22 protein-coding genes are annotated in these 25170 nt (G+C 53.0%); 9 read left to right on the top strand and 13 right to left on the bottom strand.

Annotated elements, in window-relative coordinates; translation table 11 throughout:
* Positions 1-42: 42 nt before the first annotated feature.
* Positions 43-1206: a deoxyguanosinetriphosphate triphosphohydrolase gene (locus tag KB213_RS08615; protein WP_211682217.1), complete on the bottom strand. Its 1164-nt coding sequence runs from the start codon at positions 1204-1206 to the stop codon at positions 43-45.
* 201 nt (positions 1207-1407) lie between these two features.
* On the opposite strand from KB213_RS08615, the gene KB213_RS08610 reads away from it, so the two are divergent.
* Both KB213_RS08610 and KB213_RS08605 read left to right on the top strand, forming a co-directional pair.
* Complete coding sequence (locus KB213_RS08610) at positions 1408-1752, top strand: HesB/IscA family protein (RefSeq protein ID WP_211682215.1); 345 nt, start codon at positions 1408-1410, stop codon at positions 1750-1752.
* Positions 1725-2549 (top strand): exodeoxyribonuclease III, encoded by an 825-nt coding sequence (locus KB213_RS08605; protein ID WP_211682213.1) that lies wholly within the window; start codon positions 1725-1727, stop codon positions 2547-2549. Before KB213_RS08610 ends, KB213_RS08605 begins: the two co-directional genes overlap by 28 nt.
* Positions 2550-2670: 121 nt before the next feature.
* On the opposite strand, the gene KB213_RS08600 is transcribed toward KB213_RS08605, so the two are convergent.
* Positions 2671-2907 carry a DUF1330 domain-containing protein gene (locus KB213_RS08600; RefSeq protein ID WP_249110400.1) on the bottom strand — a complete coding sequence of 79 codons (237 nt, stop codon included), beginning with the start codon at positions 2905-2907 and terminating at the stop codon, positions 2671-2673.
* Positions 2908-3084: 177 nt separating this feature from the next.
* On the opposite strand from KB213_RS08600, the gene KB213_RS08595 reads away from it, so the two are divergent.
* Complete coding sequence (locus tag KB213_RS08595; protein ID WP_211682209.1) at positions 3085-3843, top strand: AIM24 family protein; 759 nt, start codon at positions 3085-3087, stop codon at positions 3841-3843.
* Between the two features lie 68 nt (positions 3844-3911).
* Here the strand turns inward: KB213_RS08595 and aspS are convergent, their stop codons facing one another.
* The 3 genes from aspS to KB213_RS08580 all read right to left on the bottom strand — a co-directional run bounded on the left by aspS (position 3912) and on the right by KB213_RS08580 (position 8278).
* Positions 3912-5708, bottom strand: a complete 1797-nt coding sequence (gene aspS / locus KB213_RS08590) for an aspartate--tRNA ligase (RefSeq protein ID WP_211682207.1) — start codon at positions 5706-5708, stop codon at positions 3912-3914.
* 151 nt (positions 5709-5859) lie between these two features.
* Positions 5860-7398, bottom strand: coding sequence for an FAD-dependent oxidoreductase (locus KB213_RS08585; protein WP_249110392.1), 1539 nt, complete (start codon positions 7396-7398; stop codon positions 5860-5862).
* A gap of 124 nt (positions 7399-7522) precedes the next feature.
* On the bottom strand, positions 7523-8278 hold the full coding sequence (locus KB213_RS08580) for a DUF2076 domain-containing protein (RefSeq protein WP_211682205.1): 756 nt from the start codon (positions 8276-8278) through the stop codon (positions 7523-7525).
* Positions 8279-8646: 368 nt separating this feature from the next.
* Between KB213_RS08580 and KB213_RS08575 the strand changes: the two genes are divergently transcribed.
* The 4 genes from KB213_RS08575 (at position 8647) to glyS (ending at position 14347) form a co-directional block, all read left to right on the top strand.
* On the top strand, positions 8647-9015 hold the full coding sequence (locus KB213_RS08575; protein WP_346266695.1) for a DUF2946 family protein: 369 nt from the start codon (positions 8647-8649) through the stop codon (positions 9013-9015).
* 105 nt (positions 9016-9120) lie between these two features.
* Complete coding sequence (locus KB213_RS08570; protein ID WP_211682203.1) at positions 9121-11211, top strand: TonB-dependent receptor; 2091 nt, start codon at positions 9121-9123, stop codon at positions 11209-11211.
* A 198-nt stretch (positions 11212-11409) separates the two neighbouring features.
* Entirely contained in the window at positions 11410-12300 is an 891-nt protein-coding gene (locus KB213_RS08565; protein ID WP_068170317.1) for a glycine--tRNA ligase subunit alpha, read from the top strand.
* A complete protein-coding gene (gene glyS / locus KB213_RS08560; RefSeq protein WP_211682202.1) occupies positions 12293-14347 on the top strand; it encodes a glycine--tRNA ligase subunit beta in 2055 nt (684 codons plus the stop codon). Before KB213_RS08565 ends, glyS begins: the two co-directional genes overlap by 8 nt.
* Positions 14348-14411: 64 nt before the next feature.
* Here glyS and rodA read toward each other — a convergent pair whose 3' ends face one another.
* Genes rodA through KB213_RS08535 form a run of 5 tightly spaced genes read right to left on the bottom strand, consistent with a single transcriptional unit; the run spans position 14412 to position 20129 of the window.
* Entirely contained in the window at positions 14412-15569 is a 1158-nt protein-coding gene (rodA, locus tag KB213_RS08555) for a rod shape-determining protein RodA (RefSeq protein WP_068170332.1), read from the bottom strand.
* Positions 15569-17497 carry a penicillin-binding protein 2 gene (gene mrdA, locus KB213_RS08550; protein ID WP_211682200.1) on the bottom strand — a complete coding sequence of 643 codons (1929 nt, stop codon included), beginning with the start codon at positions 17495-17497 and terminating at the stop codon, positions 15569-15571. The genes rodA and mrdA overlap by 1 nt, the downstream gene beginning before the upstream one ends.
* A gap of 57 nt (positions 17498-17554) precedes the next feature.
* Positions 17555-18121 carry a hypothetical protein gene (locus KB213_RS08545; protein WP_211682198.1) on the bottom strand — a complete coding sequence of 189 codons (567 nt, stop codon included), beginning with the start codon at positions 18119-18121 and terminating at the stop codon, positions 17555-17557.
* Between the two features lie 2 nt (positions 18122-18123).
* Positions 18124-19062 (bottom strand): rod shape-determining protein MreC, encoded by a 939-nt coding sequence (mreC, locus tag KB213_RS08540; protein ID WP_211682196.1) that lies wholly within the window; start codon positions 19060-19062, stop codon positions 18124-18126.
* Positions 19063-19079: 17 nt separating this feature from the next.
* Complete coding sequence (locus tag KB213_RS08535) at positions 19080-20129, bottom strand: rod shape-determining protein (RefSeq protein ID WP_068170350.1); 1050 nt, start codon at positions 20127-20129, stop codon at positions 19080-19082.
* A gap of 275 nt (positions 20130-20404) precedes the next feature.
* Here KB213_RS08535 and KB213_RS08530 point away from each other — a divergent pair, with 275 nt between their 5' ends.
* Complete coding sequence (locus tag KB213_RS08530; RefSeq protein ID WP_211682194.1) at positions 20405-20665, top strand: hypothetical protein; 261 nt, start codon at positions 20405-20407, stop codon at positions 20663-20665.
* A gap of 9 nt (positions 20666-20674) precedes the next feature.
* Positions 20675-21157, top strand: a complete 483-nt coding sequence (locus KB213_RS12840) for a hypothetical protein (protein WP_249110391.1) — start codon at positions 20675-20677, stop codon at positions 21155-21157.
* A gap of 23 nt (positions 21158-21180) precedes the next feature.
* Here KB213_RS12840 and KB213_RS08520 read toward each other — a convergent pair whose 3' ends face one another.
* From KB213_RS08520 to KB213_RS08510, 3 genes are all read right to left on the bottom strand, one after another.
* Positions 21181-21948 carry a sulfite exporter TauE/SafE family protein gene (locus tag KB213_RS08520; RefSeq protein ID WP_211682192.1) on the bottom strand — a complete coding sequence of 256 codons (768 nt, stop codon included), beginning with the start codon at positions 21946-21948 and terminating at the stop codon, positions 21181-21183.
* 82 nt (positions 21949-22030) lie between these two features.
* A complete protein-coding gene (locus tag KB213_RS08515; protein ID WP_211682190.1) occupies positions 22031-23605 on the bottom strand; it encodes a 2-isopropylmalate synthase in 1575 nt (524 codons plus the stop codon).
* A gap of 188 nt (positions 23606-23793) precedes the next feature.
* Positions 23794-24693, bottom strand: a complete 900-nt coding sequence (locus KB213_RS08510; RefSeq protein WP_211682188.1) for an N-acetylmuramoyl-L-alanine amidase family protein — start codon at positions 24691-24693, stop codon at positions 23794-23796.
* Between the last annotated feature and the right edge of the window lie 477 nt (positions 24694-25170).

Below are 25170 nucleotides of genomic sequence, written 5' to 3'. Positions count from 1 at the left end.
AGTCCTGTTGTGTCTATCATCGTCAAAAAAAGCGTGGCCTTATCAACCCAGCACAGAGAGATCCGTCAACCGCCGATGTTCCTCCATCGCAAAACGATCGGTCATTCCAGCAATATAATCGGCCACTAAACGGCGAAGTTGCTTATCATCAGCAGCCTCGGCCCGGTCACGCCACGGATCAGGTAAGAGCCTTGGCTCATCTGTTAAGGTTTCAAAAATCTCCGCTACAGCAATCCGTGCTTTACGCGCCATGCGGTTCACGCGCCAGTGGCGATAAAGCCGCGCATATAAAAATGTCCGGATCGCTTTATTTTTTTCCCATATTTCGGGACTGAAGGCGACGACTGCCTGCGGCGCATGACGAATATCATCTGCTGATTGGGGGTTCAACGCTTCCAAATTCCGGCGCGTTTGCTCCGTCAAATCCGTAGCCAGCGCATTAATCACCAAACGAACCGTCTCATGCCGTGCACGCTGCGCCTGATCTTGCTTCCCACGCCCCGTTTCACGCTCTAAAGCCCGTGATTTTTCCAGCGCTTCGCCTACAATCGGCAAGTCTTCAATATCTTCAAATGTCAAAAGCCCAGCCCGCAAACCATCATCCAAATCATGGCCGTGATAGGCGATATCATCCGCCAATGCCGCAACCTGTGCTTCTGCCGATGCAAAACTCTGCAAATCCAGGTGATGAATAGCATCATACTCCGCCATATACGGCGTAGGATTCAAAACTGGGCCATTATGCTTGGCCAGCCCCTCCAACGTTTCCCACGTCAAGTTCAGGCCATCAAATGTATGATAGCGTGCTTCCAATTTGGTCACGAGACGCAAAGACTGGGTGTTATGATCAAACCCACCCCAATCCTGCATCACTTTCGAGAGGCCATCTTCCCCCGCATGGCCAAAAGGCGTGTGCCCCAAATCATGCGCCAGCGCCAAGGCTTCCGTCAGATCCTCATTTAATCCCAAACTCCGCGCAATAGAGCGCGCAATCTGCGCGACTTCTAAAGAATGGGTCAGGCGGGTACGGAAAAAATCACCCTCATGATTGATAAAGACCTGCGTTTTGTATTGCAGCGTCCGAAAACCCGTCGAATGCACAACCCGGTCACGATCGCGCTGCCAAGGGGAGCGCGTTGCTCCTTCATCTTCTGCAAATAAACGCCCACGCGCGCCACGGTCTTGAACAGCATAAATGGCCGGCATCTTGTCTTCATCCTTGCCTTGAGCAACCCAACTGAACCGGCTGGGTCTCTGTCAGGGACAACCCTGACAAGCCCATTTTACGCTCCATACGGCATGACGCAACTCCAGCTCTTGGTCTCTACGCATTCCATCGCCATATGGGAGTGTGCTACTCCTCAATCCACCACACGGAACGGACCAGCCGGAACGGATATCCTCCACATGTCTGACACACCCAATTTTTCCATCTCTGCCAGCGCCGCAGCCCGTATTTGCGAAATCATTGCTGCCCAACCAGACCCGCAAGGCCTTGCGCTACGCGTTGCGGTCTTGGCTGGTGGCTGCAATGGCTTCCAATACCAATTCAAGCTCGACACCACACAAAATGCCGATGACCATCGCCTCACCCGAGACGGTGCTGACGTTATTGTCGATGAAACCAGCCTTGACCTCCTCGAAGGCGCTGAACTCGACTTTATTGACAAACTCATGGGCGCTCACTTTACCGTCACCAATCCCAATGCAGCATCCTCTTGCGGATGTGGCACCAGCTTTTCATTGGCATAAATCCTGTGAGCAATACCCCGCTGCGCTTCGCGACTTGGAACATCAACTCTATCCGAGCACGTGCCCATCTGGTCCATGATTGGCTAGACCGTAACCCGGACTGCACCCTCCTCGCGCTTCAAGAAATTAAGTGCGAAGAACACCAGTTCCCCACGTCATTTGCCGAGGCTGGCTTTCACGTCGCGATACTGGGGCAGAAAGCCTATAACGGCGTGGCAATCATTTCCCGCCGCCCACTCACTGTCACCATGACGGGCCTCCCCGGCGTTACGGACCCTTCGTCTCGTTATATTGAGGTCGAGTGTGATGGCTTCACCCTAGGCAACCTCTACCTCCCGAACGGAAATTCCGGCGGCGAGGAAGGCTATGCACGCAAACTGGCCTTTTTTGACGGGCTGACAGAGCGCGCACGCACGCTACTAAGCACGCATACATGTTTTGCGTTCATCGGGGACTATAATGTCTGTCCAACCGATGAAGACCTTGCCCCCAAAGCCCTCTCCGCAAGTGATGCACTCGTCCGTCCAGAGACACGCGCTGCATTCCGCCGCCTGCTCTGGACAGGCTTAACCGATGGCTTACGCGCTCTGCATCCAACCGGGCCATATTATACTTTCTGGGATTATCAATCCGCTGCATTCCAGCGCAATTCTGGCCTGCGCATTGACCACGCTCTCCTATCCCCCCGCGCGGCAGAGCGCCTCACGAGCATCACCATTGACCGCGATGAACGCGCCCGTGAGAAATGTTCAGACCACGTCCCTGTGATCATAGAGCTAGCTGCACGCAGCACCTAAAATACAGCCCATGCAGGCACTCACACCGCATGGGCTACAATTTTAAAATAATAAATAAGAATATAATCAAATAACGAATACATCCTTCCTTAGACGGTCACTGGTCTTAGAGAGAAGACTTTTATACTCTAACCAAAAAAGTAACCTGATATTTCGCACCAAGAAATCGATGCTCCCGCAATTCCCGATAGGCTTCACCATTATACCAAGATAAAGCCGCATCACGGTCTGGAAACTTCACCACCGCGCCCCCTTCCGGTCCTTGACCTTCAAAGCACGTCTGTTCGCCGTAAGCCACAAGCACCTCATAATGAGTGCCCCTCAAAGGTTTTGCAGCCAGAGCAGAATATATCTCCATACCTTTCTAGGAAAGCGTCTCTTCGCACGTAAAGATACCATAGGCTGACATCTATTTTTCCAGATACTTCCGAAGAGAAATATACTCATAATCCACGATCAATATGACAAAACTCACTTCCCTATTACGAGAACGATATGCAACCAATAGTTCTACGCAGAACAATGGAAACCGACTATGCAAAGCAAGATAGAGGGCACAACCCTTCCCGTTCTCAGTATCCGGATTGACCCCGGCGAGCGCCTGTTTGCAGAAACTGGTGAACTCTCATGGAAAACACCCAATATTTCTTTGCGCACCACCACATCCGGCGCCGGAAATAGCGGCTTTTTCGGAGCAATCTCTCGCGCCATAGCCGGAGGGGGCTTATTCATGACCGAGTTTTTCTCCGAAGGTGGCCCCGGCATGGTATCTTTCGCAGCAAAAATTCCAGGCCAAATTGTGGAACATACCGTTGATAGTACAACTAGCTATATGGTCCACCGCCACGGTTACATGGCCAGCACAGATGGCGTGACACTAGACCTCGGCTTTCAACGCAAATTAGGCGCTGGTATTTTCGGTGGTGATGGTTTCCGCCTCCAACGCATTTCTGGCTATGGCCAATTCTGGACCATGCTCGGCGGAGAAATCATCCCCGTTGACCTCGGACCGGGAGAACAGTTGGACGTTCACCCCGGGCATGTCGGCATGTTTGAAGAACGCGTGAACTTCGACATCACCATGCTCCCCGGTATTCGCAACAAAATTTTTGGTGGCGATGGCTTCTTCATGGCACGCCTCACCGGCCCCGGCCGCGTATGGCTACAAACACTCACCATGCCTAACCTGGCCCACGCACTAGCCCCCTATATGGGCGTAGAAACCGCAACAGATGCTGCCGAAGCAGGCGGCGTGGCAGGAGCAGCCTCTCTCATCGGTCGCATGTTCGAATAAATTTTTCTCAGAAAAAAAGCGCGGCTCCATCCGGAACCGCGCTCTCCAAAAACACCTTTAGTCCAATCTTACTTAGACAGAGCAGGCTTCGGCTTTGGCAAATCCAAAGCAAGGTGCAGTTCTTTCAAGCGTGCAGGCTCAACCGGAGCAGGTGCTTCCATCATCAGGTCTTCACCGCTCTGGTTTAGCGGGAACAAGATCACTTCACGAATGTTCGGCTCATCAGCCAACAGCATCACGATACGATCCACACCCGGCGCAGCACCACCATGCGGCGGCGCACCATAGCGGAACGCATTCAACATACCGCCAAAGCGTTCTTCCACCACTTCTGGGCCATAACCTGCGATTTCAAACGCACGCAGCATGACTTCCGGCAAATGGTTACGGATAGCGCCAGAAGACAATTCCACACCGTTACACACGATATCATACTGATATGCGTTAATCGTCAGCGGATCCTGCGTGTTCAACGCATCAAGCCCACCTTGCGGCATGGAGAACGGGTTATGTGAGAAATCAACCTTACCCGTCTCTTCGTTCAGTTCGAACATTGGGAAGTCCACAACCCAGCAGAAGCGGAACGCGTTCTTCTCAATCAGGTCAAGTTCAGTCGCAACCTTGGTGCGCACAACACCAGAGAATTTCGCAACCTCATCGCCCTTACCCGCGGCAAAGAAGACTGCATCGCCAGCCTTCAGACCACAAATCTCACGGATCTTCTCAAGACGATCTGCCTCAAGGTTTTTAGCAATCGGGCCCTTACCACCATTCTCTTCGAAGATGACATAGCCCAGACCACCGGCACCGTTCTCACGCGCCCATGAATTCAGCTTATCAAAGAACCCACGCGGACGATCCCCCGCACCCGGCGCCGGAATTGCGCGGATTTGACCGCCAGAAGCCGCAATCTTTGCAAACAGACCAAAGCCAGACTCAGCAAAAGCTTCGGTCACATCTTTCAAGATAAGCGGGTTACGCAGGTCAGGCTTATCGGAGCCATAGTCGCGCATTGCATCTTTATACGGGATACGCGGGAACGCACCATCCGTAATCTTCCAACCTTCTGGCGTGAACTCTTCAAACAGCCCCGCCAAAACAGGTTCCAACACGCCGAATACATCTTCCTGCGTGGCAAAAGCCATCTCAAAATCGAGCTGGTAAAATTCACCCGGACTACGATCCGCACGGGAGGCTTCATCGCGGAAACAAGGCGCAATCTGGAAGTAACGGTCAAAACCCGCCACCATCGCCAACTGCTTAAACTGCTGTGGTGCTTGCGGCAGTGCATAGAACTTACCCGGGTGCAGACGTGCTGGCACCAAGAAGTCACGTGCACCTTCAGGTGAAGACGCCGTCAAAATAGGCGTCTGGAATTCCGTAAAACCCTGATCATTCATACGCTGACGCATGCTCGCAATGACCTTGCTGCGCAGCATGATGTTACGGTGCATCTTCTCACGACGCAGATCTACGTAACGATATTTCAAGCGCATTTCTTCAGGATAGTTTTCCTGACCAGCCACCTGAAATGGCAGCACCGCAGCACTGGAGCGTACTTCAATGCCCTCTGCGCGTACTTCGATTTCACCCGTCGGCAGATGTTCATTACGCTGACCATCTTCACGAAGCACGACCTTACCGGTCACAGTGATCACGCTTTCAACGCGCAGACGCTCAACTTTTTCCAGCAATTCCGGGCCTGATGGCACCACAATCTGCGTCATACCAAAGTGGTCACGCAGATCGATAAACAACAACCCACCATGGTCACGCTTACTGTGAATCCAACCGGAAAGGCGGACCGTCTGCCCCGCATCTGCGGCTTTTAGGGCACTGCAATCATGAGTACGATAGGGATGCATGACAGACCTCATTCGACTTTACTGGCAACGACCGACACACGTCGGAACAAAACAATTGGGCGCAGGAAGCCGGGTAGCGCCTACAATGTCAAGCACAGGAGCGCATTGAAACGCGTATAGCATCTGTTTCTCTTCCAAACGTCGTATAATTTCACACCTCTTCGTGCAAAAACGCCTCAAAATCAACTGCTGCCTTCGCCAATTCTGCCGCATGGCCAGCACCCGCCATCGCTACGGCTTTGCCCCCTTGCGTATACGTAGCCAAGAAATGGAAACCGCGAATATCTCCCTTCAAATGCACCGCATCAAACGATTCACCCCATCCAAGAACTTCTATTTTCTTGCCAAATTGCTGCGTCCAAAACCAAGGCATTGGTAAACGCCCCATATGTCCCATCATAGACAGCGCAGCCTGCCGCCCTTGGGCTTGCGCATGTCGCCAGTGCTCAATCCGGTACGTTTTTTCCCCATATCGTGTGGCGGAAACATCCCCCGCAGCATACACCCCCGGCGCAGCCTGCATTCGCTCATCAACAATGACAGCGCCCTCATCATCGCGCTCCAGCCCCACCACAGGCTCAGACGCAGGTACGACCCCCGCACCAAAAAGAATAAATGCCGCAGGCAGGCGCATGCCATCACTCAACTCAACGCCTTCAGCACGCTGTTCACCATAAATTTTGACCACATGCGCGTCGGACACAAACGCTACACCATTTTCTTCATGCAACTGGCGCAACCGAGTGCCAATTTCACGCCCCAAATGCCGCTCTAACGGGACATTCGTTGGCGTAATAATCGTGACGCCAACCCCACGCTGACGCAATAAAGACGCCACCTCAAGACCAACAAAACCCGCCCCAATAATCGTCACGGCATGATCATCTTGCACCCGCGCAGCAATAACTTCCGCATCATGCTCACGATGCAAAGCAAATACCCCCTCCAGCGTATCTCCCGGAAGGTTTAACGGCCGAGGAATAGACCCCGTCGCAATCAGGACATGATCTCCAAAAAGCTCCACATCATTCGTTAATGTCGCCATCTTACTGGTCGGGTCAAACGAACGTAAACACGCATGCACAACATTAATATCATGTGCCTGATAATACTCTTCTTCACGCAAAGCGGGCGCACGGGCGGAAGAGCCATCCCCTAAAAGAACCGTTTTACTCAACGCCGTCCGGTCATACGGCAAATCTTTTTCTTCCGTGACCATTGTAATGGTTCCGGCAAAACCTTCTTGCCGCAATGTCACGGCTGCGGTCACACCTGCCGCACCCGCCCCTAAAATTAGAACATGTTCATCGCTTTGCTTTGCATCCGGCACAGCGCGTTCCTGTGGCGCCGTCCCCACCCATACCCGTCCATCACGCAGTTCAACAGGAAACGACTTCAAAGGATCAAGAGCGACGGGCTCTTTCAACGCACCATCCACCACAGCAAAAACAGCTTTGTGCCAAGGGCAAACCACCACCCCCTCACCTTCTGCCGTATGGCAAAAAGCCCCTTGCTCCATCGGTGCGTCTTTATGTGGACAGCGCCCCTCTAACGCATAAACAGCATCACCATCGCGCACCAATACCACGCTCTGCCCTGCCACTGAAAAAGGACGGATTATGCCATTTTCCAACTCATCAAACGCCACAATATCATGAAACTTTGGGGCACTAATCTCAGAACCTGACATGCGTGGCGTCCTCCGGTACACAAGCAATGAACTCTCAATAAACGCAATATACCGACCATGAGTTGAACATAAAAAAAGCCGCCCAGTTCAAAACTGGACGGCCTCACAACATTAAACCGAACGATTAAAAACTATCGTCAAAATCATTCCCGCCAAAACCACCACCGCCGAAATCGGAATCAGAGAAACCGCCACCGGCATCCGTCCCTGACCCAGCGAATGGATCTTGGCCTGCATCACCATAATTGTTGTTGATGATCGTTTCACCACCGCCGAAACCACCATCTTGGCCCCAGCCACCTTCATGGTGATGCTCGCTGAACAAGCCTTCCAGTGCATCGGCTGCCATCATACCACCAGCAACGCCAGCCGCCGTCGTCAACGCAGACCCCAAGAAACCAGAACCACCACGCTGAAACATGCCCTGCTGATAACCCGGTGGGTAACCATATTGTGGCTGTGGTGGCATCTGTGGCGCTTGCGCTCCCCACCCCGGAGGGGGTGCTGCATTTTGCTGCGGACGCGCCCCCCCCCCAAACAGTCCACCGAATAAACCACCACCTGCATTACCGCGTTGCTGCTGCGCCTGCGCGAGTTGAGACTGCGCCTGCTGCAATTGAAACTCCAACTGACGGATGCGGTTTTGCGCCTGCGCCAACGCGGCTTCTTGCACAACAGCCATCTGCGTTACACGGTAACGTGCTTCCGGATACCGCTGGAAGTTATCGGCAATAAACCGATCAGCTTCCGGGTCAACCGGCGGCAGTGCTGGCGCCTGCTGCTGACCAAAAGAGCCAAACGCACCACCCTGCTGCACTTGTGCTCCACCACCAACACGCGCAACAAAGCGGGAAATTAGCTCACGTTCTTCGTTGTTCATCGTCTCAGCCCTTCCAGACGAGAAATCGTTATACTCTGAAAATATGATGCACTCCTGCCCTTACGGCAAGGGCTCAAAAAAACTCTCACACAGCAAATACCCTTTTAATATTTCTTCAATAAATAAAGGACTAAAAAAGTCCAAAATCATAAAATTTTCCGAATAATACTAATATCACAATCAATATTTTAAATTTTTTCTATATTTTTCCAAAAAAATTAACACTCAAACTTTACAAAGAAAGAAAAAATCTCTTTAAAAACCTCACCACCTCCTCGCATGGACATAAAACCCTGCTCTCCGTTCTACCACAATCATTCCGAGAATTGATAACTGCCCTGTGGCAGCCAATCATACTCACATGTATTGTGCTCGGATTGGGTGGGCAACTCACCTTACAAAGCCAAGCCCTCCCGGATGAAGCCCCCCGCATAACGCTGGAACGCCTTACCGGCCTTCATATTGGTCCAGAAACGCATGATATGGACGTGCACTGCTCCGCCATGATGCACATGCCGTCCAGCGCGCAGCATGATGATCACCATCATAATAACCCCTCCTGCCCGTTATGCCCCTTACTACATCTACCGGTCATCATTCTTGGCCTCGCCATCATCGCGCTCCTCATCGCACGACTGCGTATTCCCACACGATACACACCACAACTTACACACCTGATCCCCGCCCAGCGTGCAGCATTCTTACCACCCGCAACGGGCCCTCCCGCCTTCGCCTGAAACGTCCTTCCTCACAGCTTTAGATACGCATCATGCACCGGAAAAACACGGCATTCATGACGCGCATCCATAGCTATCGATCGTGTTTCATCGAAAGCTCACTCAATGTTTTATCCCTTCACACGCCATAGCTGCCGCCTTGCGCTACTTGCATGCGGCTGCGTATTGCCACTCCAGCATGCCCCTCTATACGCTCATGACACGGTAGAAATAATCACCGTGAATGGCATACGGCAGCACAACACATCAGCAGACACCACAAAACTGCTACATAACAGCCTTGGGTTCAGTGCCTATTCAGCCGGCGGCATTTCTTCTCTTCCCGTTTTAAACGGCATGGCGGATGACCGGGTCGCAACCTTTGTGGATGGTATGCGCCTGTCAGCAGGCTGCCCAAACCATATGAACCCGGCCATGTCTTATATCGACCCGGACTCTGTATCCTCAGCTGTTGCCACTGCAGGCATAACCTCCGTCAGTGAGGGCGGCGACAACACTGGCGGTACCATCACCATCACGCGCAAACCGCCCATTTTTTCTAAAAGTGAAAAACTCCTCATCACGGGAGAAGCACGCGGCACCTATCGTAGCAACGGTGGCGCATCGGGCGCGTCCGGCTCTTTGACCCTTGCAAATGACTGGCTAAGCCTGCGCTACACTGGCTCTTACGCCCATGCCAGTGACTACCATGCGGGTGGCGCGGACCAGCGCGTACGGTCAACAAATTATTTAACCTATAACCACGCCGTTACCCTAGGCATACAACACGAGGCACAACTCTTCACCCTCACCGCAGGGCAACAAGACACGCCTTATGAAGGCTTTCCCAACCAATATATGGACCTTACCAATAACCGATCGACCTTTGTTAATGGGAAATACACCAACACCTTCCATTGGGGCACATTAGAGGCGAGCGGTTTTTGGCAGCGCGTCTCTCACGCCATGAATATGCTCTCGGATAAAGGCGGGCACAGCGCGACCCGCGGGATGCCAATGAACACGGACGGGCGAACAGCAGGCTACACACTAAAAACCACCATCAACCTGTCCTCCCAGCAAACCCTTGGCCTCGGCAGTTCCTTCGAGCATAGTGGCCTCAATGATTGGTGGCCCGCCATTCCAAGCAGCATGATGATGGGCCCCAACACGTTCCATAATATCAATAATGGGCACCGCAATCATCTCGGTCATTATGCTGAATGGCATGCGGCTTGGACGCCACACCTCTCCACAGAGCTCGGCCTACGCAGTGACATCATCATGATGAATACAGGCCCCGTTACGCCATATTCATGGACTGGCATGATGAACATGGCAGACGCTATGGCAGCAAAGCGCTTCAACACCCTTTCCCGCGGGCGGACTGATTATAATTTTGACGTCACCGCTCTCACTCACTGGGATGCAACCGATACCTTCTCTCTCGAAGGCGGCTACGCCCGCAAAACCCGTTCCCCCAACCTTTATGAACGTTACGCATGGGGCCGCGGCATTATGGCAATGAAAATGATCGGTTGGTTCGGCGATGGGAATGGCTATGTCGGGAACCCCAACCTCACCCCAGAGATCGCTAATACCGTCAGCACAACACTCCACTGGCACGACAAAAGCAACGAACGTTGGAGCGTGCAGATACAGCCTTACTACACTTATACGCACCACTACATAAACGTCATGCCTCTTGCCACACTCGCCAATGGTCGCCGCACCCTCGCCTTCGCGAACCACAATGCCCAAAGTTACGGCATCAATAGCAACGCCTTCATCCAACTCTGGAACACAACACATTACGGAAAGGCCGTGCTCCATACGCATCTCAACTGGGTACGCGGGCAAGACCTGATCACACATACAGGTCTATACCAACAAATGCCGACTAACGGCTCCGTACGATTCCAAGAAACCTACGGCGCATGGAGCGGCTATACCGAACTCACACTCGTCAAAAAGAAAAGCACTGTAGACCTCCTACGAAACGAACCACACACACCGGGATACGCCTTGCTTGACATAGGCAGCACGTATCACTGGCGTGCCTTCACGCTTGAGGGCAGCATCGAAAATCTGATGAACCAGCATTATTTCCTCCCCCTCGGTGGACTATCTTTAGGGGATTACCGCAACACAGGCATCCTCTCGCCACTTCCCGGGCTAGGGCGCTCTTTCAATCTCAGCCTGAGCGCTAAGTTTTAACGCGTCTCTGTCATTATAAAATGGTTCGTAGAACCACCTCGGCACCTGCCTCACTTCTTCCAATTATGTGGCAGGTGCTCACTCACCCTAGATTGTGCAGTAAAGCAAAATTTGAAACCTACCGAAGCACTCTTTCGGTTTTGGCCCTTCCCTTGTAAGGTGAGGGCCATTTTTTAGCTTACTTCGGAGCCTTTCGCCTTGTCCGACAATCGGCCGCTCTGTTTTCAGGATCTCATCCTGCGCCTTCATCGCTTTTGGGCCGATAAAGGCTGTGCCATCCTCCAGCCTTATGACACCGAACTCGGTGCCGGTACGCTGTCGCCTCACACCACACTGCGCGCTCTCGGTCGTACACCGTGGTCTTGCGCCTATGTGCAGCCTTGCCGCCGCCCATCGGATGGTCGCTATGGTGAAAACCCGAACCGCCTTCAGCATTACTACCAATACCAAGTCCTGCTGAAGCCTACCCCAGAAGACAGCCAGCAGCTTTTGCTGGAAAGCTACCGCGCCATCGGGATCGACCCCGACAAGCACGATATTCGCTTTGTGGAAGATGACTGGGAAAACCCCACCATCGGCGCATGGGGCCTCGGTTGGGAAGTCTGGTGTGACGGAATGGAAGTCACACAATTCACGTACTTCCAGCAGGTCGGCGGCATTCCAACCGTCATGCCGTCAACAGAATTGACCTACGGGCTAGAACGTCTGGCCATGTACGTCCAAGGTGTCGAGAATGTCTATGATCTCGACTATAACGGCAAAGGCCTGAAATATGGTGATGTCTTCCTCCGCGCAGAGAAAGATTACTCACGCCATAATTTTGAACTTGCCAACACAGACATGCTGTTCGCGCATTTCAAAGATTGTGAAGCGGAATCCATCCGCCTAGCCGAGGCTGGCGTGGCTCAACCTGCTTTTGACCAGTGCCTCAAAGCATCCCACCTGTTCAACCTGCTCGATGCACGCGGTGTCATTTCCGTGTCCGAACGCGCCTCCTATATTGGCCGCGTCCGTACTCTCGCAAAAGCCTCCTGTGAAGCATGGCTAGCTGGTGAAGACGCAGGCGAAGAGGACAAGAATAATGGCTGAATTTTTCCTTGAACTCTTCTCTGAAGAAATCCCAGCAAGCGCACAAGAAAAGGCCGTAAACGACCTCTCCTCCCTGCTGACCACGGCGCTGAATGGCCTGAACCCATCCAACATCCGCACCTTTTACGGCACACGCCGTATCGCTATTACATTGGATGTTGATGCCGAAATCCCTGCACGCACGCTCTCTGAGCGCGGCCCACGTGACGGTGCCCCCGAAAAGGCCATCGCAGGCTTCACCCGCAAACATGGCGTCACCCCCGATGATTTGACGCTTGAAAACGGGTTCTGGGTGCTGAACCGAGATCTTCCCCCGGTACCCGCCTCCGCACGCATCGCAGAAGCCCTACCGGATTTGCTATGGAAATTCCCATGGCCCAAATCCATGCGTTGGGGCAATGGCTCCCTCTTCACATGGATCCGCCCTCTGCGCCGTATTGTGTGCTTGCTCGATGGTGCGCTCGTTGAGTTTGATCTCACCCGTGATGGTGATGACGCTCACGGCCTGCGCTCCAGCACACAATCCGAAGGCCATCGCTTCATCGCACCCGAAGCCTTCACCGTCACATCCGCAGCACAATGGCGGAGCGCCCTCACAGAACGCTCCGTGATCGTCGATGCCGATGAACGCCGCGCCATGATCCGCGACGGCGTTGCAGCACGTGCAGCAAAACACGATGCACTAGTAGTCGAAGATGAAGGCTTGGTGAGCGAAGTCGCTGGCCTTGTCGAATTCCCAGCTCCGCTGATTGGTAAGATTGACGACGCCTTCATGGACCTCCCGCCGGAAGTCATGCAGGTCTCCATGCGGATCAATCAGCGCTACTTCGCGCTCCGCACGCAAGATGGCAAAGCCGCACCGCTTTTTGCCTTTGTAGCGAACCTGCCTTTTGCGGATCAAGGCGCCCTCACCATTGCGGGCAATGAGCGCGTCCTGCGCGCCCGCTTCGCTGATGCCCGCCACTTCTGGGACCTTGACCGCAAGACCCCACTTGCCGAGCGCGTTTCTGCCCTTGATGCGGTCACATTCCATGCCAAACTCGGCACACAAGGCGCACGCGCACAACGCATCTCAGCCCTTGCTGGAAAGGTTGCACAGGCCATGGGTCTCGATGCCACCAGCATTACCCATGCTGAACGTGCTGGCCTTCTGTCCAAGGCCGACCTCACCACCGGCATGGTTGGGGAGTTCCCAGAGCTGCAAGGCGTCATGGGCGGCTATTACGCAGCGCATGACGGTGAAGCAGAAGCCGTCGCGCGAGCCGTGTCCGAGCATTACCTGCCACGCGGCCAAGCTGACGCAACAGCAACAGCACCTGTCTCCATAGCTGTAGCCTTGGCTGACCGCCTCGATCTTCTGGCCGGTTTCTTCGCCATCGGTGAAACACCCAGCGGGTCCGGGGACCCATACGCACTGCGCCGCGCTGCACTCGGCGTGATCCGTACCATCCGCGATAACGGCCTGCGTCTTGACCTGATGGCACTCATCACCGAGGCCGCCGCTGGCCGTAATGGTGAAACATTAAAGACCCTGCCATCCTTCATTGCAGAACGCCTGCGCGTACAACTCCGCAGCGAAGGCGCACGCTACGATGTCCTCGCGGCAACCTTGGCTGGCGGCCTGGATGGCGACCTCGTCCGGCTACTCGCCCGCACAGATGCACTCTCTGCCATGATCCAGTCAGAAGATGGTAAAAACCTTCTGGCCGCGGCAAAGCGCGCAGCCAATATCTTGCGCATTGAAGATAAAAAGGACGGCCCACACACAGGTGAACCTGATGCGTCTCTCTACACGCAAGACGAAGAGCGCGCTCTGGCAACGGCTCTCACGGCGGCAGTTTCAGACACCAAGACGGCCCTAGAGGCCGAGAACTTCACGCAAGCCATGCAAGCCATTGCAAGCCTGCGCCCCGTGCTCGACCACTTCTTTGAAGCCGTCATTGTGAATGCACCAGAGGCTGATATTCGGAAAAACCGCCTTCGCCTTCTGGCAACATTCCGCGCGACCACTGGTCTCATTGCGGACTTCAGCCAAATCGACGGCTAAAAACAAAAACACTCCCCCTTATTCAGGGGGAGTGTCCAACATGGCCTCATAGAACAATGCGACTTTATTCAGGGTCCATCTCATTCCGATGAACCCATGACGATAATAAAAGCCCAAAACCAAACATCATCGTCAACATCGCAGAGCCACCGTACGAAATCAGCGGCAACGGCACCCCACCAACCGGGATTGCCCCCATCACCATCGAAAGATTAACAGCACAATACAAAAAGAAATCCATAGCGATGCCCAAACCCAGCAAACGCCCAAACTGATTACGGCTCCGCAAAGCTATGAGCATACCGCCCAAGACCAGCGTGCCTAACAAACCAATAACCGCTATACCGCCGACAAAGCCCCATTCTTCACCAATCATAGTGAAGATAAAATCTGTCTGCTTTTCCGGAAGAAAACTCAACTGCCCCTGACTGCCATGCAGGTAGCCTTCACCCCACATGCCACCAGAGCCCAAAGCAATCTTAGATTGAATAATATTATATCCAGCCCCCAAAGGGTCACGCTCAGGATGCAAGAACGTATCAATACGCGCCTTTTGGTAGTCATGCAAATGACTGTAAATAAACTTACCCAAAAAAGGTATCGGCGCTACCAACGCAATGATTTGCCATAACCGCATACCAGCGGAGAAAAATAACGTTGCCCCAATTACACCAATAATAGTTGCCGTACCTAGATTTGGCTCCTTAAGAACCAAAAGAACCGGAAGCAGAGTAATAATCGCCGGGAAAATTAACCGCAATGGATTACCCAACCGCTCTGGTCCAGTACGATGGAACCATGTAGCCAACGCCAAAACAAGCGCAATTTTAGCAAATTCAGATGGCTGAAACTGCAAACCCGCCAAATTCACCCAACGCTCCGCCCCCTTACCGACATGCCCCATTTTCAGAACAAGCCCAAGCAACAGCAAAGCAACACCATACATAGGCCACGCCATCAGTCGCAGAACACGAGGCGGCACTAACGCCACCCCAATCATCATGACCAACCCCAACCCAAAGCGCACCATTTGCGGCCCAGCAAACGGATGAGATGACCCGCCCCCGGCCGAATACAGCGCGATGTAACCAACCCCTGCCAACATGCAAATCAACAGAACGTAAAACCAGTTCACCTGCATCAAACGTGCCAACGGCCGAAAATCTGGCTCAGCCCGCAACAGGCGCTTTTCACGCCGCAAAAACCCTAAACTATTACGCATCAGCCTTGCCCTGAATCTGTACGAGCAACTGTCTGACCTGGTGGACGCGCCTGATTGGCCGGATCACGCAGCAAGGTATCCGTCATAATTTTCTTAGCCAGAGGAGCCGCTTCATCCGCGCCTGCATTCCCATGCTCAACCACAATCGACACGGCATAATGCGGGTCATCATAAGGCGCGAAACAAATAAACAGCGCATGTGGGCGATATTCCCACGGCAAATTCGCAGAATTAAAATGCCCAGATTCACGCATTGCACGTGACACACGCCGTACCTGTGCCGACCCCGTTTTCCCAGCCATTGTAATACCCGGCAAATCAAGGCGTGCTTTCGGCGCCGTCCCATGCTGGTCATTCACAACGGCAAACATCCCTGCGCGCACGACACTAAGATGTTCCTGCGGTATCTCTAAAGCTGGCACCGTATCAGATACAGACAAGGTCGATACATGCTCGTTCACCGTCCGTAAAAGATGCGGCTGCACATTGCGCCCTGACGCAATACGCGACGCATAGGTTGCCAACGCCAATGGCGTAACTTGCACAAAACCTTGCCCGATACCCGCATTAACCGTATCACCACCATTCCAGTGATACCCATGTTGACGCCGCCACTCCGGTGTGGGGATAATCCCTGACCTTGCATGAGGGAGTTCTATCCCCAGCGGCACACCCAACCCCATCGTGTTAGCAATGTCCTTAATCGGGTCCATACCGCAACGACGAGCTACCTCGTAGAAATACACGTCACACGAATATTTCAGCGCTTCCCGCATATCAACCGCGCCATGCCCGTATTTATTCCAGCAATGGAAGCGCACTCCCCCCATATCAAAATAACCAGGACAGACAAAACGATCCTGAGGTGAAACCGAACCTGCTTTTAAAGCAGCCATTGCAACTGCGGGCTTAAAGGTAGAACCCGGCGGATACACCCCCGACACTGCCTTATCCACTAACGGTGTTTTGGGGTCTTCCACCCATTCATTCCACTGCGCATGGCTCACACCGGAATCAAAAAGAGATGGATCAAAGGACGGCGTACTCACCATCGCCAGTACTTCACCATTGCGGCAGTCCATCACAACTGCACTCGCAACGCGGTCTTCCAAACTCTCCCGCACTTGCTCTTGCAGCACAGAATCAAGCGTTAACCGTACTGTGGCACCTTGCTGCCCTTCCGCCCGGTCCAACTCACCAATCACACGCCCATGCGCGTTCACTTCCATTTCAACGGAACCTGGTTCACCGCGTAACGAAGCTTCCTGAGTTTGCTCCAACCCTGCACGCCCCACACGCATTCCGGGCAAAGACAAGGTCACATCATGCGCAACATCTGTCTCATTTGGAGGGGCCACATAACCCACCAAATGCGATGTTAACTCCCCTAGCGGATATAAGCGCGTCGAACCAACATCAACCAAAACACCCGGCAAAGATGGTGCGTTAAGCTCAATCTTTGCCATATCATCCCATGACAAAAACTCACGCAGCGTTACTGGGACATATTTCCGAAGATGCTTCAAATCGCGCTCAATACGCGCATGATCATGCTCATCTAAATCAATGAACGTACCAAAACGTTCAATGACAGCCGCAACATCTGTCGTTTCTTCCGGCATCAACAAAGCACGCCAGCTTACTTTATTTTCTGCTAACGAACGCCCAAAACGATCCTGTATTGGCCCCCGTGCGGGAGCCAAAAGGCGTTTGCTCGTACGGTTACGTTCAGCCAATTGCCGAAGGTGCTCCCCCTCATGCAACTGCAACGTATGTAGACGCCGCCCTAATACCCCAAGCACCCCCGCCTGCACCGCCATAACAACCAAAGCACGCCGCGTAAAAACCCCACGCGACGAACGCACGGCCCCATCCCCCCTTTTAAAGAGATTTTGCAACAAGCGAGATTTGCGAGCGCGTGGCAACATGTGGTGGGTGTTCAAATCCAAAAAAACAGAGCGACAAAGGGCGTTTTAACAGAACACCTATGCGCGATCAGGATTCGCAAACGTTCGGCTACCCCAAGAGAACAAAGCCATAAGACTTGGATAAAGGCCAATTGTCAGCACTGCCTGAAAAACACCGGGCATAGGCGATAAAAACGCAAAGGCATGAATACAGACAAGCAGCCACTGAAGACAGCATGTTAATATTACAAAAAGCGCAAAGATGAGCCAAACCAAAAGAAAGCTCACCTGAGCCAGAGCATACCGCCAATGCCTAGACACACCATAGAACACCAAAAGCGCCAACACCGCTAAACCGGGTGGCCCAAAACTATACAGTTCAAGGATAATCCCACACAAAAACACGACAGGCGTCGGCATGAGGCGTGGACGGTTCTGCCCCCAAAACCACACGACACATAACGCCACCCCAAATTGCACCTCTTCCTGCCCCGGCACCCCAAACGGAGCTGACAGAAAAATAATGACCGCAATTAACAACAGCGTTGGCATTGCAGACCGGAACATCCGGTCCAACACCAAACGCCATGTCTGCTTCGGTTCAACAGCAGAATGTAAATTAGGGGTCGAGCGCTCAGCGACCATGATTAATGACCACTCGCCGGCGGCACAGGCATCGACTGCAGCAAAAAAGGCAAACCAAACATCGTACTGTCAGACGATAACGGTTTCGAATCCATAATGCGTGCTTTCACACGCCCCGGCGCATCAGGGGCAACTAAGCTTTGACCACCATAATCAAAAATACGCACGATATCGAGGCGCGCCAAATCCGCATCAGGCACAACAACAGGATGATTAGGTGCGCTGTAATGAACGCTCCCAATAGGCAACCCCGCTGGCATTGTGCTCTGCCCTCGCGTTTGCACGCGCTCCCCCTCAATCGGGTGTTGATTCTGTGGGTAATACATCAAACGTGGCGTCGCCCCATCATCCCCCACCATAATCGCATCTGCCCGTGAGGTGGAAAGTGTCACAGGAATACGGCTCGCATCATCATTAATTTGAAGCACACGTACCGTATGCGGCCCCACTTCCGTCACGCGCCCAACGAGGCCCGCTGCATCCAGTGCGACGTCCCCGGCTCTTACAACGTGACCATCCCCTACATCGAGCAAAACAGCCCGTGCATAGAGACCGCCATCATCACGTGTGACACGCCCCGTCACATATTGCGGTGTCGGCTCCGGTATCCAATGCAGGCTATCTTTTAACTGGGCATTCTCACTGGCGAGTACTACTGCCACATCATACCAATGCCGCAAGGAACGATTTTCTTCACGGAGACGACTGCACTCACGCGCCAAATCCGTCGCCCCTTGCAAATCTTCAACCCAGTGCCGTACCTGTATCTGCGGCCACACCATTGCATGATAGGCCGGCGCCAACATATCTGCTGCCAAAAGACGCGCCTCATCCACCGCAGAACGTTTGGCCCACCCAATAACAAGAAGGCCAACCGCCAACATCACCAGCACGGGCAAAGAGGCCCGTGCTACAATCTGCTTAGCATGAATAGACAGCATAATGGCCGACCGGGCACTTAGTACATACTACTCAGAACGCTACGTAACCGCCGAGTTTCTTCCAAAGCACGCCCTGTTCCCAAAGCCACGCAAGAGAGCGCATTTTCTGCGACAGTGACCGGAAGCCCCGTATATAAGCGCAAGATTTCATCCAAACGGTACAACAAAGCACCACCGCCAGACAAAACAATGCCCTTATCTACAATATCTGCCGCCAGTTCAGGCGGAGTATTCTCCAGTGCTGTCGTAACAGCATCAACAATTTGCTGTACAGGCTCTGCCAAACTTTCCGCAACTTGTGCTTGGCTCACCACGACTTCACGTGGCACGCCATTAATCAAATCACGCCCCTTAATCTCAGTCAATGGACCATCAGGATTAGAACGATCATCCGGCGGCATCGCCGCACCAAGCTCAATCTTAATCCGCTCCGCTGAGCTTTCACCCACCAGCAAATTATATGTTTTACGGATATAAGAGATGATAGCTTCATCCATCTGGTCACCGCCAACACGCGCCGAGCGCGCATAGACAATCCCACCCAGAGAAATAACGGCCACTTCTGTGGTGCCACCACCAATATCAACAATCATGCTGCCGGAAGGCTCGGTCACAGGAAGCCCCGCACCAATCGCTGCGGCCATTGGCTCTTCAATCAAAAGAACCTTACGCGCCCCCGCGCTCTCTGCACTTTCCTGAATTGCACGACGTTCCACCGCCGTCGCACCAGACGGAACGCAGATAATAATTTGCGGCGTAGCAAAAGCTCGACGGTTATGGACCTTACGAATGAAGTGCTTGATCATCTCTTCAGCAACTTCAAAATCCGCGATCACACCATCCCTTAATGGACGAATGGCTGTGATATTGCCGGGTGTACGCCCAACCATCTGTTTGGCTTCATTACCGACAGCCAAAACCTGCTTTTTACCGCGCACATCCGCGATGGCTACAACGGATGGTTCATCAAGAACAATCCCCCGGCCCTTAACATAAACCAAGGTGTTGGCAGTGCCGAGGTCAATCGCCATGTCAGCCGACATGAGGCCCAGCAAACGAGAAAACATTTAATACTCCTGGCGCGACGCAAAGGCGGCAGAAACGCAGTTCCAATTCAGAATGGGACTTACCGACCCCACAGCAATACGACAAGGGGAAGTATCCCGTAACATGCATCAAATGATAGCCAAAAGGGAACTTATCGCCTCGTCGCAACAAAAAATTATATCCTGCCGCAATCCAGCCATCTTCTAATCACCTTCTCAGCGCAGTTCATACGGTATCATAATCGCGTAGATCCTTTCTTTCAGATCCACATCTTCAACACAGGTTACCACTGATCATGAATACTCCAGCCCGTTCCCGCAGCCTCATCGCCCTCGCATTCTGCGTCCTCACACTCACAGCCTGCGGCAACCCTTACGACAGCGGCGCACGCGCAGGCTCCGGCGCCCTTCTCGGCGCAGGTGCGGGCGCAGCCCTCGGTGCCATCGCTGGGGGGGGCCATGGCGCGGCTATTGGCGCTCTCGCCGGCGGCGGCACAGGCGCAGCTCTTGGAGCGGCAACCACCCCCAGCCGTCACCACCCACGCAACGAATACTGATTCAACGCAATGAAAATATTATCTACAATACACCGCACAAAAACAGTGATGGCTTCATGCTGCGCCCTTACATTGGGCGCGACTTTACTTTCAGCATGCAGTGATGATGCCTACAACCCGAATGCTCGCGCAATGAACGGCGGACTACTCGGTGGTGGCACTGGTGCTGCCATTGGCGCTCTCGCCGGTGGCGGACGCGGCGCAGCTATTGGCGCCCTTGCAGGCGGAGCATTAGGAGTTGCTACAGGCGCTCTAACCACACCAAGCCGCAACAACAACGATTATAACGCCCCGAACTATAATCAAGGCGGATACAACCAAAACGGGTACGGATACCCTCCCCCAGCGTCATACCCTCAAGGGTATAGCTATGGACAGCCCGGCCAATACACCCAACAAGCCGCCCCTCCACCACCGAATGCATGCCCACCGGAAATGGTCTGCACCCCGCGCTCAACATATACACAACCTAATTATGGGTATGGCTACTAAGCCATACCCACCGCTTCGGCGCTTCAAACCATCCGCAGGCCAATAACAAACAGTAAAATACCCAAAACCCATCGCTGAACACCGTCCGACAGACGATCTGAGAAAAGCGTACCCAAAACAATACCTGGTATGGATCCCAACAAAAGAGCCACTAAAACCGTCGTATCAACAGCCCCTTCTAACCAATGCCCACCACCCGCTAACAATGCTAATGGCACAGCATGCGCAATATCTGTGGCAACAAGCGTACGCGTACTCAATCGTGGGTATAACGCAGTCAAGGCTGCCATCCCAATGGCACCCGCGCCAACAGAGGTCATTGTGACCAAGGCCCCCAAAACAGCTCCCAGAAGAACCGTTAAAATCACCTCTAAACGAGGAGACAAAGGTGGACGATTAACCGATAACTTACCGAGCCACGGCTTCAGCAAAACAATCGGCGCGATAATCAACAATGCAATTGCCAATACGAGCTTAATCAAATGCGACGTCGCTTCAGACGGCCCTGCATGATGCAAAAAGAGCAAGCACAGCACACCTGCCGGTAAGCTCCCAAGCATTTGCAGCAAAACAATACGCCAAGCCACCACGCCCAAACGGCGGTTTAACGCTGTACCAACAATTTTCGTAATAGCGGCATACAGCAAATCTGTACCCACCGCAGATTGAGGTTTAGCGCCAAAGAATAATATCAATAGCGGCGTCATTAACGAGCCACCACCAACACCCGTGACACCCACCAAAAAGCCTACTAATAGGCCGGATGCCGAATAAAGCCACTCATGCGGCATCGTGATCTCCCTTACCGAAGGGAGATCACATTATCATCCGTTACAATTCTGTCTATAAAATTATACCACGAATTGTAACTGTTTATTGTGGCAGAGCCTCAGGCTCCGCACGGTCACGCTTGACCAACAGTTTATTCAGCGCATGGATATAAGCACGCACAGCAGAAACTACCGTGTCAGCATCTGCACCCTGCCCATCAACCAACTTGCCATTCTCTTTCAGACGAACCGTTGTCCGCGCCTGAGCGTCCGTACCCTCCGTAACGTTCGCCACCGAGAAAAGCGCCAACTCAGCCGTGTGTGGGAATGCCTGACCAATAGCGCGGAACGCCGCATCAACCGGACCATTACCCGATACGGCAACATACTGAACCGCACCATCAACCGTGATTTCTAACTTCACATGCGCTTGCTGCTTGGTCCCACCACTCAATTCCAGCGCAATCAGACGAACACGTTCGTGATCACGGCTCTCATCATCGACCAACGCACGAATGTCATCATCAAACACATCCTTTTTGCGATCAGCCAAATCTTTAAAGCGTGTAAATGCCGCGTTCAACGCGGTATCATCCAGCTCTGCATAACCCAATTGTGCCAGCTTATCCCGGAAGGCCGCACGCCCTGAATGCTTGCCCAGCACCAGAGACGTTTTAGTCCAACCAACACTCTCTGGTGTCATAATTTCGTATGTCGCCGCATTCTTCAAAACGCCATCTTGGTGGATACCACTTTCATGCGCAAAAGCATTACGGCCAACAATGGCCTTATTGGGTTGCACATCAAAGCCCGTAATCGTTGCCAGCATACGTGACATACCCAGCAACTTCGGCGTTTGAATACCGGTAACACGCCCATACTGATCATGGCGCGTCTTCAATGCCATAACGATTTCTTCAAGCGCCGCATTACCGGCACGCTCACCAATACCGTTAATCGTACATTCGATCTGACGCGCACCACCATCTACAGAAGCCAGCGTATTCGCAACGGCCAACCCAAGATCATTATGGTTATGCGCTGAGAAAATAACATCTGACGCACCCGGCACACGCTCACGCAGCATCGTGAAAATAGCACGCATTTCTTCCGGTGTCGCGAAACCTACAGTATCGGGGATGTTAATGGTCGTCGCACCATTACGGATCGCCACCTCAACGCAACGACACAGGAAGTCCGGCTCCGTCCGCGAACCATCTTCCGCGGACCATTCAACATCATCTGTGAACTGACGAGCTTTACGGTTGCCTTCCGCAATAATCTCCAAAACCGTTTCCGGCTCCATCCGCAGTTTGTACTTCATATGCAGTGGAGAGGTGGAAATGAAGTTATGGATACGCTTCCGCTCAGCTTGACGCAGCGCCTCACCTGCCGATTCAATATCGCGCTTACCACCACTACGGGCCAAGCCACAGATCACCGGCCCACGCACATGTTCCGCAATACGACGGACGCTTTCAAAATCGCCCGCAGAAGCAACCGGAAAGCCTGCCTCGATCACATCAACGCCGAGTTCACCCAGCGCATGTGCCATACGCAGCTTTTCCTCAATATTCATTGAGAAACCGGGAGATTGCTCACCATCACGCAGGGTCGTATCAAAGATAATGACGCGATCGTCTGCGATTGTGCCGAAAGAAGGATGCTGAAAAGCCATGTTATTTATCGTCTTATACGTTCAGGTGTACCGAAAAACACTTCCCCTGAACGCAATGGGCTTCGCACCCGGCTGAAAACGCGTTCAGGGGCTGATAAGTCGAAGCGTAAGACGAATAGAAATAATCATGAGCGGGAAATTGAACGATTCTTACCCAAGACGCAAGGGAGGTTTTCAAAATAAATCTTTTATCCCGCCATCACAGCAGGCCGTGACGCAAAATAACGTTCAATCGCAACCTTCATAGCCGACGCCACTTGCGCCCGATGACTCTGCTGCCGCAATGCAGCTTCATCCATACGGTTAGACATAAAACCCATCTCTACCAACACTGACGGAATATCGGCCGCTTTGAGCACAACAAATGCCGCATGGCGTGCCGGATGCGTTAATAAGCCAATACGATTTTGAAAAGACTCAACAACACTCGCCGCCATATGCGCAGACCCTCGCCTCGTCTCTTCAGAAACGAGGCTGGATAAAATTTGTTGAATTTCAGGCGAAACACCATGGAAGGCTGGCCCGGCAAAACGATCAGCACTATTCTCTTTCCGTGCCAAAGCCTCTGTTTGAGCATCAGACGCACCGCTCGACAGCGTATAAACAGAAGCGCCTCGGACCTCGGGGTCATGCAAAGCATCCGCATGCATAGACACGAATAAAGACGCCTGATGCTTTTGCGCGAGCTCAACGCGCCCATCCAACGGGATAAAGCGGTCATCAGCGCGCGTCATCACCACGCGATAACGCCCCGTCGCGACCAGAGCATCGTGCAGCGTTTTCGCCGCAGCTTCAGAGATATGTTTTTCGTATGTCCCCGAAACACCAATGGCACCTGGGTCTTTCCCCCCATGACCGGGGTCTAGCATAATCAAGGGCGGCGGCGGTTGTATGCCACGCTTCACATAAGGGGCTGCCAAATCTTTTGATCCCGCATGATGCTCACGCCCAACCGCATGCGCAGATACCTCCCCTACGCAACCCGCACTCAGTAACCCTCCCACAACAAGCCGGCGCGACACATGCGACACAGATCGAATGCCTGACGTAGCACTCAATCCACTTGATGATTTATGTATCAGCGTCATTTCTACCTGCACCATTCTATCACGGCCTTTGATCCTGGTGACATTACAGCCTCAAGACCATGTCGGCATCATGGCAAACACTGCGAGGAAACAACAGTTTCACCAGAGACTTGCCAGAGTTCAATCTTTCAGTCACACTCACATACGGGTAAGTTGTAACTTGGCTTGAGCGGCGGTGACCCGATAATCCTCCCGCCCCCTGTTCAATACAACCATCCATGGGCCAAAAAGCCACGTCGTTTGATAGGCTGCCACCCAATATGATGGCATCCTGTCCTGATTTGGCCATTTTGGTCAGGCAACTCCACCGATATGAGATGCGTAATCTCTTGTGGAGCATTTTGAGAGTGGCCCCTGTTTTAACAGGGCCAGATAATATTTTTAGGGGTCGAATGTCTCAGGACATGATCACAACCTGCAACCCTGCTGCACCGGCATCAACCCGGTCAGGCTTTCGGTTGTCCAGTGTGTTGCGCC

The sequence above is a fragment of the Neokomagataea anthophila genome, from assembly GCF_018122595.1.
GTDB classification, from domain to species: Bacteria; Pseudomonadota; Alphaproteobacteria; order Acetobacterales; family Acetobacteraceae; genus Gluconobacter; species Gluconobacter anthophilus.
Note: the sequence above shows the minus strand (reverse complement) of the source record. Positions and strands in the feature narration are given on the sequence as shown.

What these genes read in the sequence shown, in the direction of transcription:
- KB213_RS08615 (WP_211682217.1), bottom strand. Translation starts at nt 1,206, where the DNA reads ATGCCGGCCATTTATGCTGTTCAAGACCGTGGCGCGCGTGGGCGTTTA.
- KB213_RS08610 (WP_211682215.1), top strand. Translation starts at nt 1,408, where the DNA reads ATGTCTGACACACCCAATTTTTCCATCTCTGCCAGCGCCGCAGCCCGT.
- KB213_RS08605 (WP_211682213.1), top strand. Translation starts at nt 1,725, where the DNA reads ATGTGGCACCAGCTTTTCATTGGCATAAATCCTGTGAGCAATACCCCG.
- KB213_RS08600 (WP_249110400.1), bottom strand. Translation starts at nt 2,907, where the DNA reads ATGGAGATATATTCTGCTCTGGCTGCAAAACCTTTGAGGGGCACTCAT.
- KB213_RS08595 (WP_211682209.1), top strand. Translation starts at nt 3,085, where the DNA reads ATGCAAAGCAAGATAGAGGGCACAACCCTTCCCGTTCTCAGTATCCGG.
- aspS (WP_211682207.1), bottom strand. Translation starts at nt 5,708, where the DNA reads ATGCATCCCTATCGTACTCATGATTGCAGTGCCCTAAAAGCCGCAGAT.
- KB213_RS08585 (WP_249110392.1), bottom strand. Translation starts at nt 7,398, where the DNA reads ATGTCAGGTTCTGAGATTAGTGCCCCAAAGTTTCATGATATTGTGGCG.
- KB213_RS08580 (WP_211682205.1), bottom strand. Translation starts at nt 8,278, where the DNA reads ATGAACAACGAAGAACGTGAGCTAATTTCCCGCTTTGTTGCGCGTGTT.
- KB213_RS08570 (WP_211682203.1), top strand. Translation starts at nt 9,121, where the DNA reads ATGTTTTATCCCTTCACACGCCATAGCTGCCGCCTTGCGCTACTTGCA.
- glyS (WP_211682202.1), top strand. Translation starts at nt 12,293, where the DNA reads ATGGCTGAATTTTTCCTTGAACTCTTCTCTGAAGAAATCCCAGCAAGC.
- rodA (WP_068170332.1), bottom strand. Translation starts at nt 15,569, where the DNA reads ATGCGTAATAGTTTAGGGTTTTTGCGGCGTGAAAAGCGCCTGTTGCGG.
- mrdA (WP_211682200.1), bottom strand. Translation starts at nt 17,497, where the DNA reads ATGTTGCCACGCGCTCGCAAATCTCGCTTGTTGCAAAATCTCTTTAAA.
- KB213_RS08545 (WP_211682198.1), bottom strand. Translation starts at nt 18,121, where the DNA reads ATGGTCGCTGAGCGCTCGACCCCTAATTTACATTCTGCTGTTGAACCG.
- mreC (WP_211682196.1), bottom strand. Translation starts at nt 19,062, where the DNA reads ATGCTGTCTATTCATGCTAAGCAGATTGTAGCACGGGCCTCTTTGCCC.
- KB213_RS08535 (WP_068170350.1), bottom strand. Translation starts at nt 20,129, where the DNA reads ATGTTTTCTCGTTTGCTGGGCCTCATGTCGGCTGACATGGCGATTGAC.
- KB213_RS08530 (WP_211682194.1), top strand. Translation starts at nt 20,405, where the DNA reads ATGAATACTCCAGCCCGTTCCCGCAGCCTCATCGCCCTCGCATTCTGC.
- KB213_RS12840 (WP_249110391.1), top strand. Translation starts at nt 20,675, where the DNA reads ATGAAAATATTATCTACAATACACCGCACAAAAACAGTGATGGCTTCA.
- KB213_RS08520 (WP_211682192.1), bottom strand. Translation starts at nt 21,948, where the DNA reads ATGCCGCATGAGTGGCTTTATTCGGCATCCGGCCTATTAGTAGGCTTT.
- KB213_RS08515 (WP_211682190.1), bottom strand. Translation starts at nt 23,605, where the DNA reads ATGGCTTTTCAGCATCCTTCTTTCGGCACAATCGCAGACGATCGCGTC.
- KB213_RS08510 (WP_211682188.1), bottom strand. Translation starts at nt 24,693, where the DNA reads ATGACGCTGATACATAAATCATCAAGTGGATTGAGTGCTACGTCAGGC.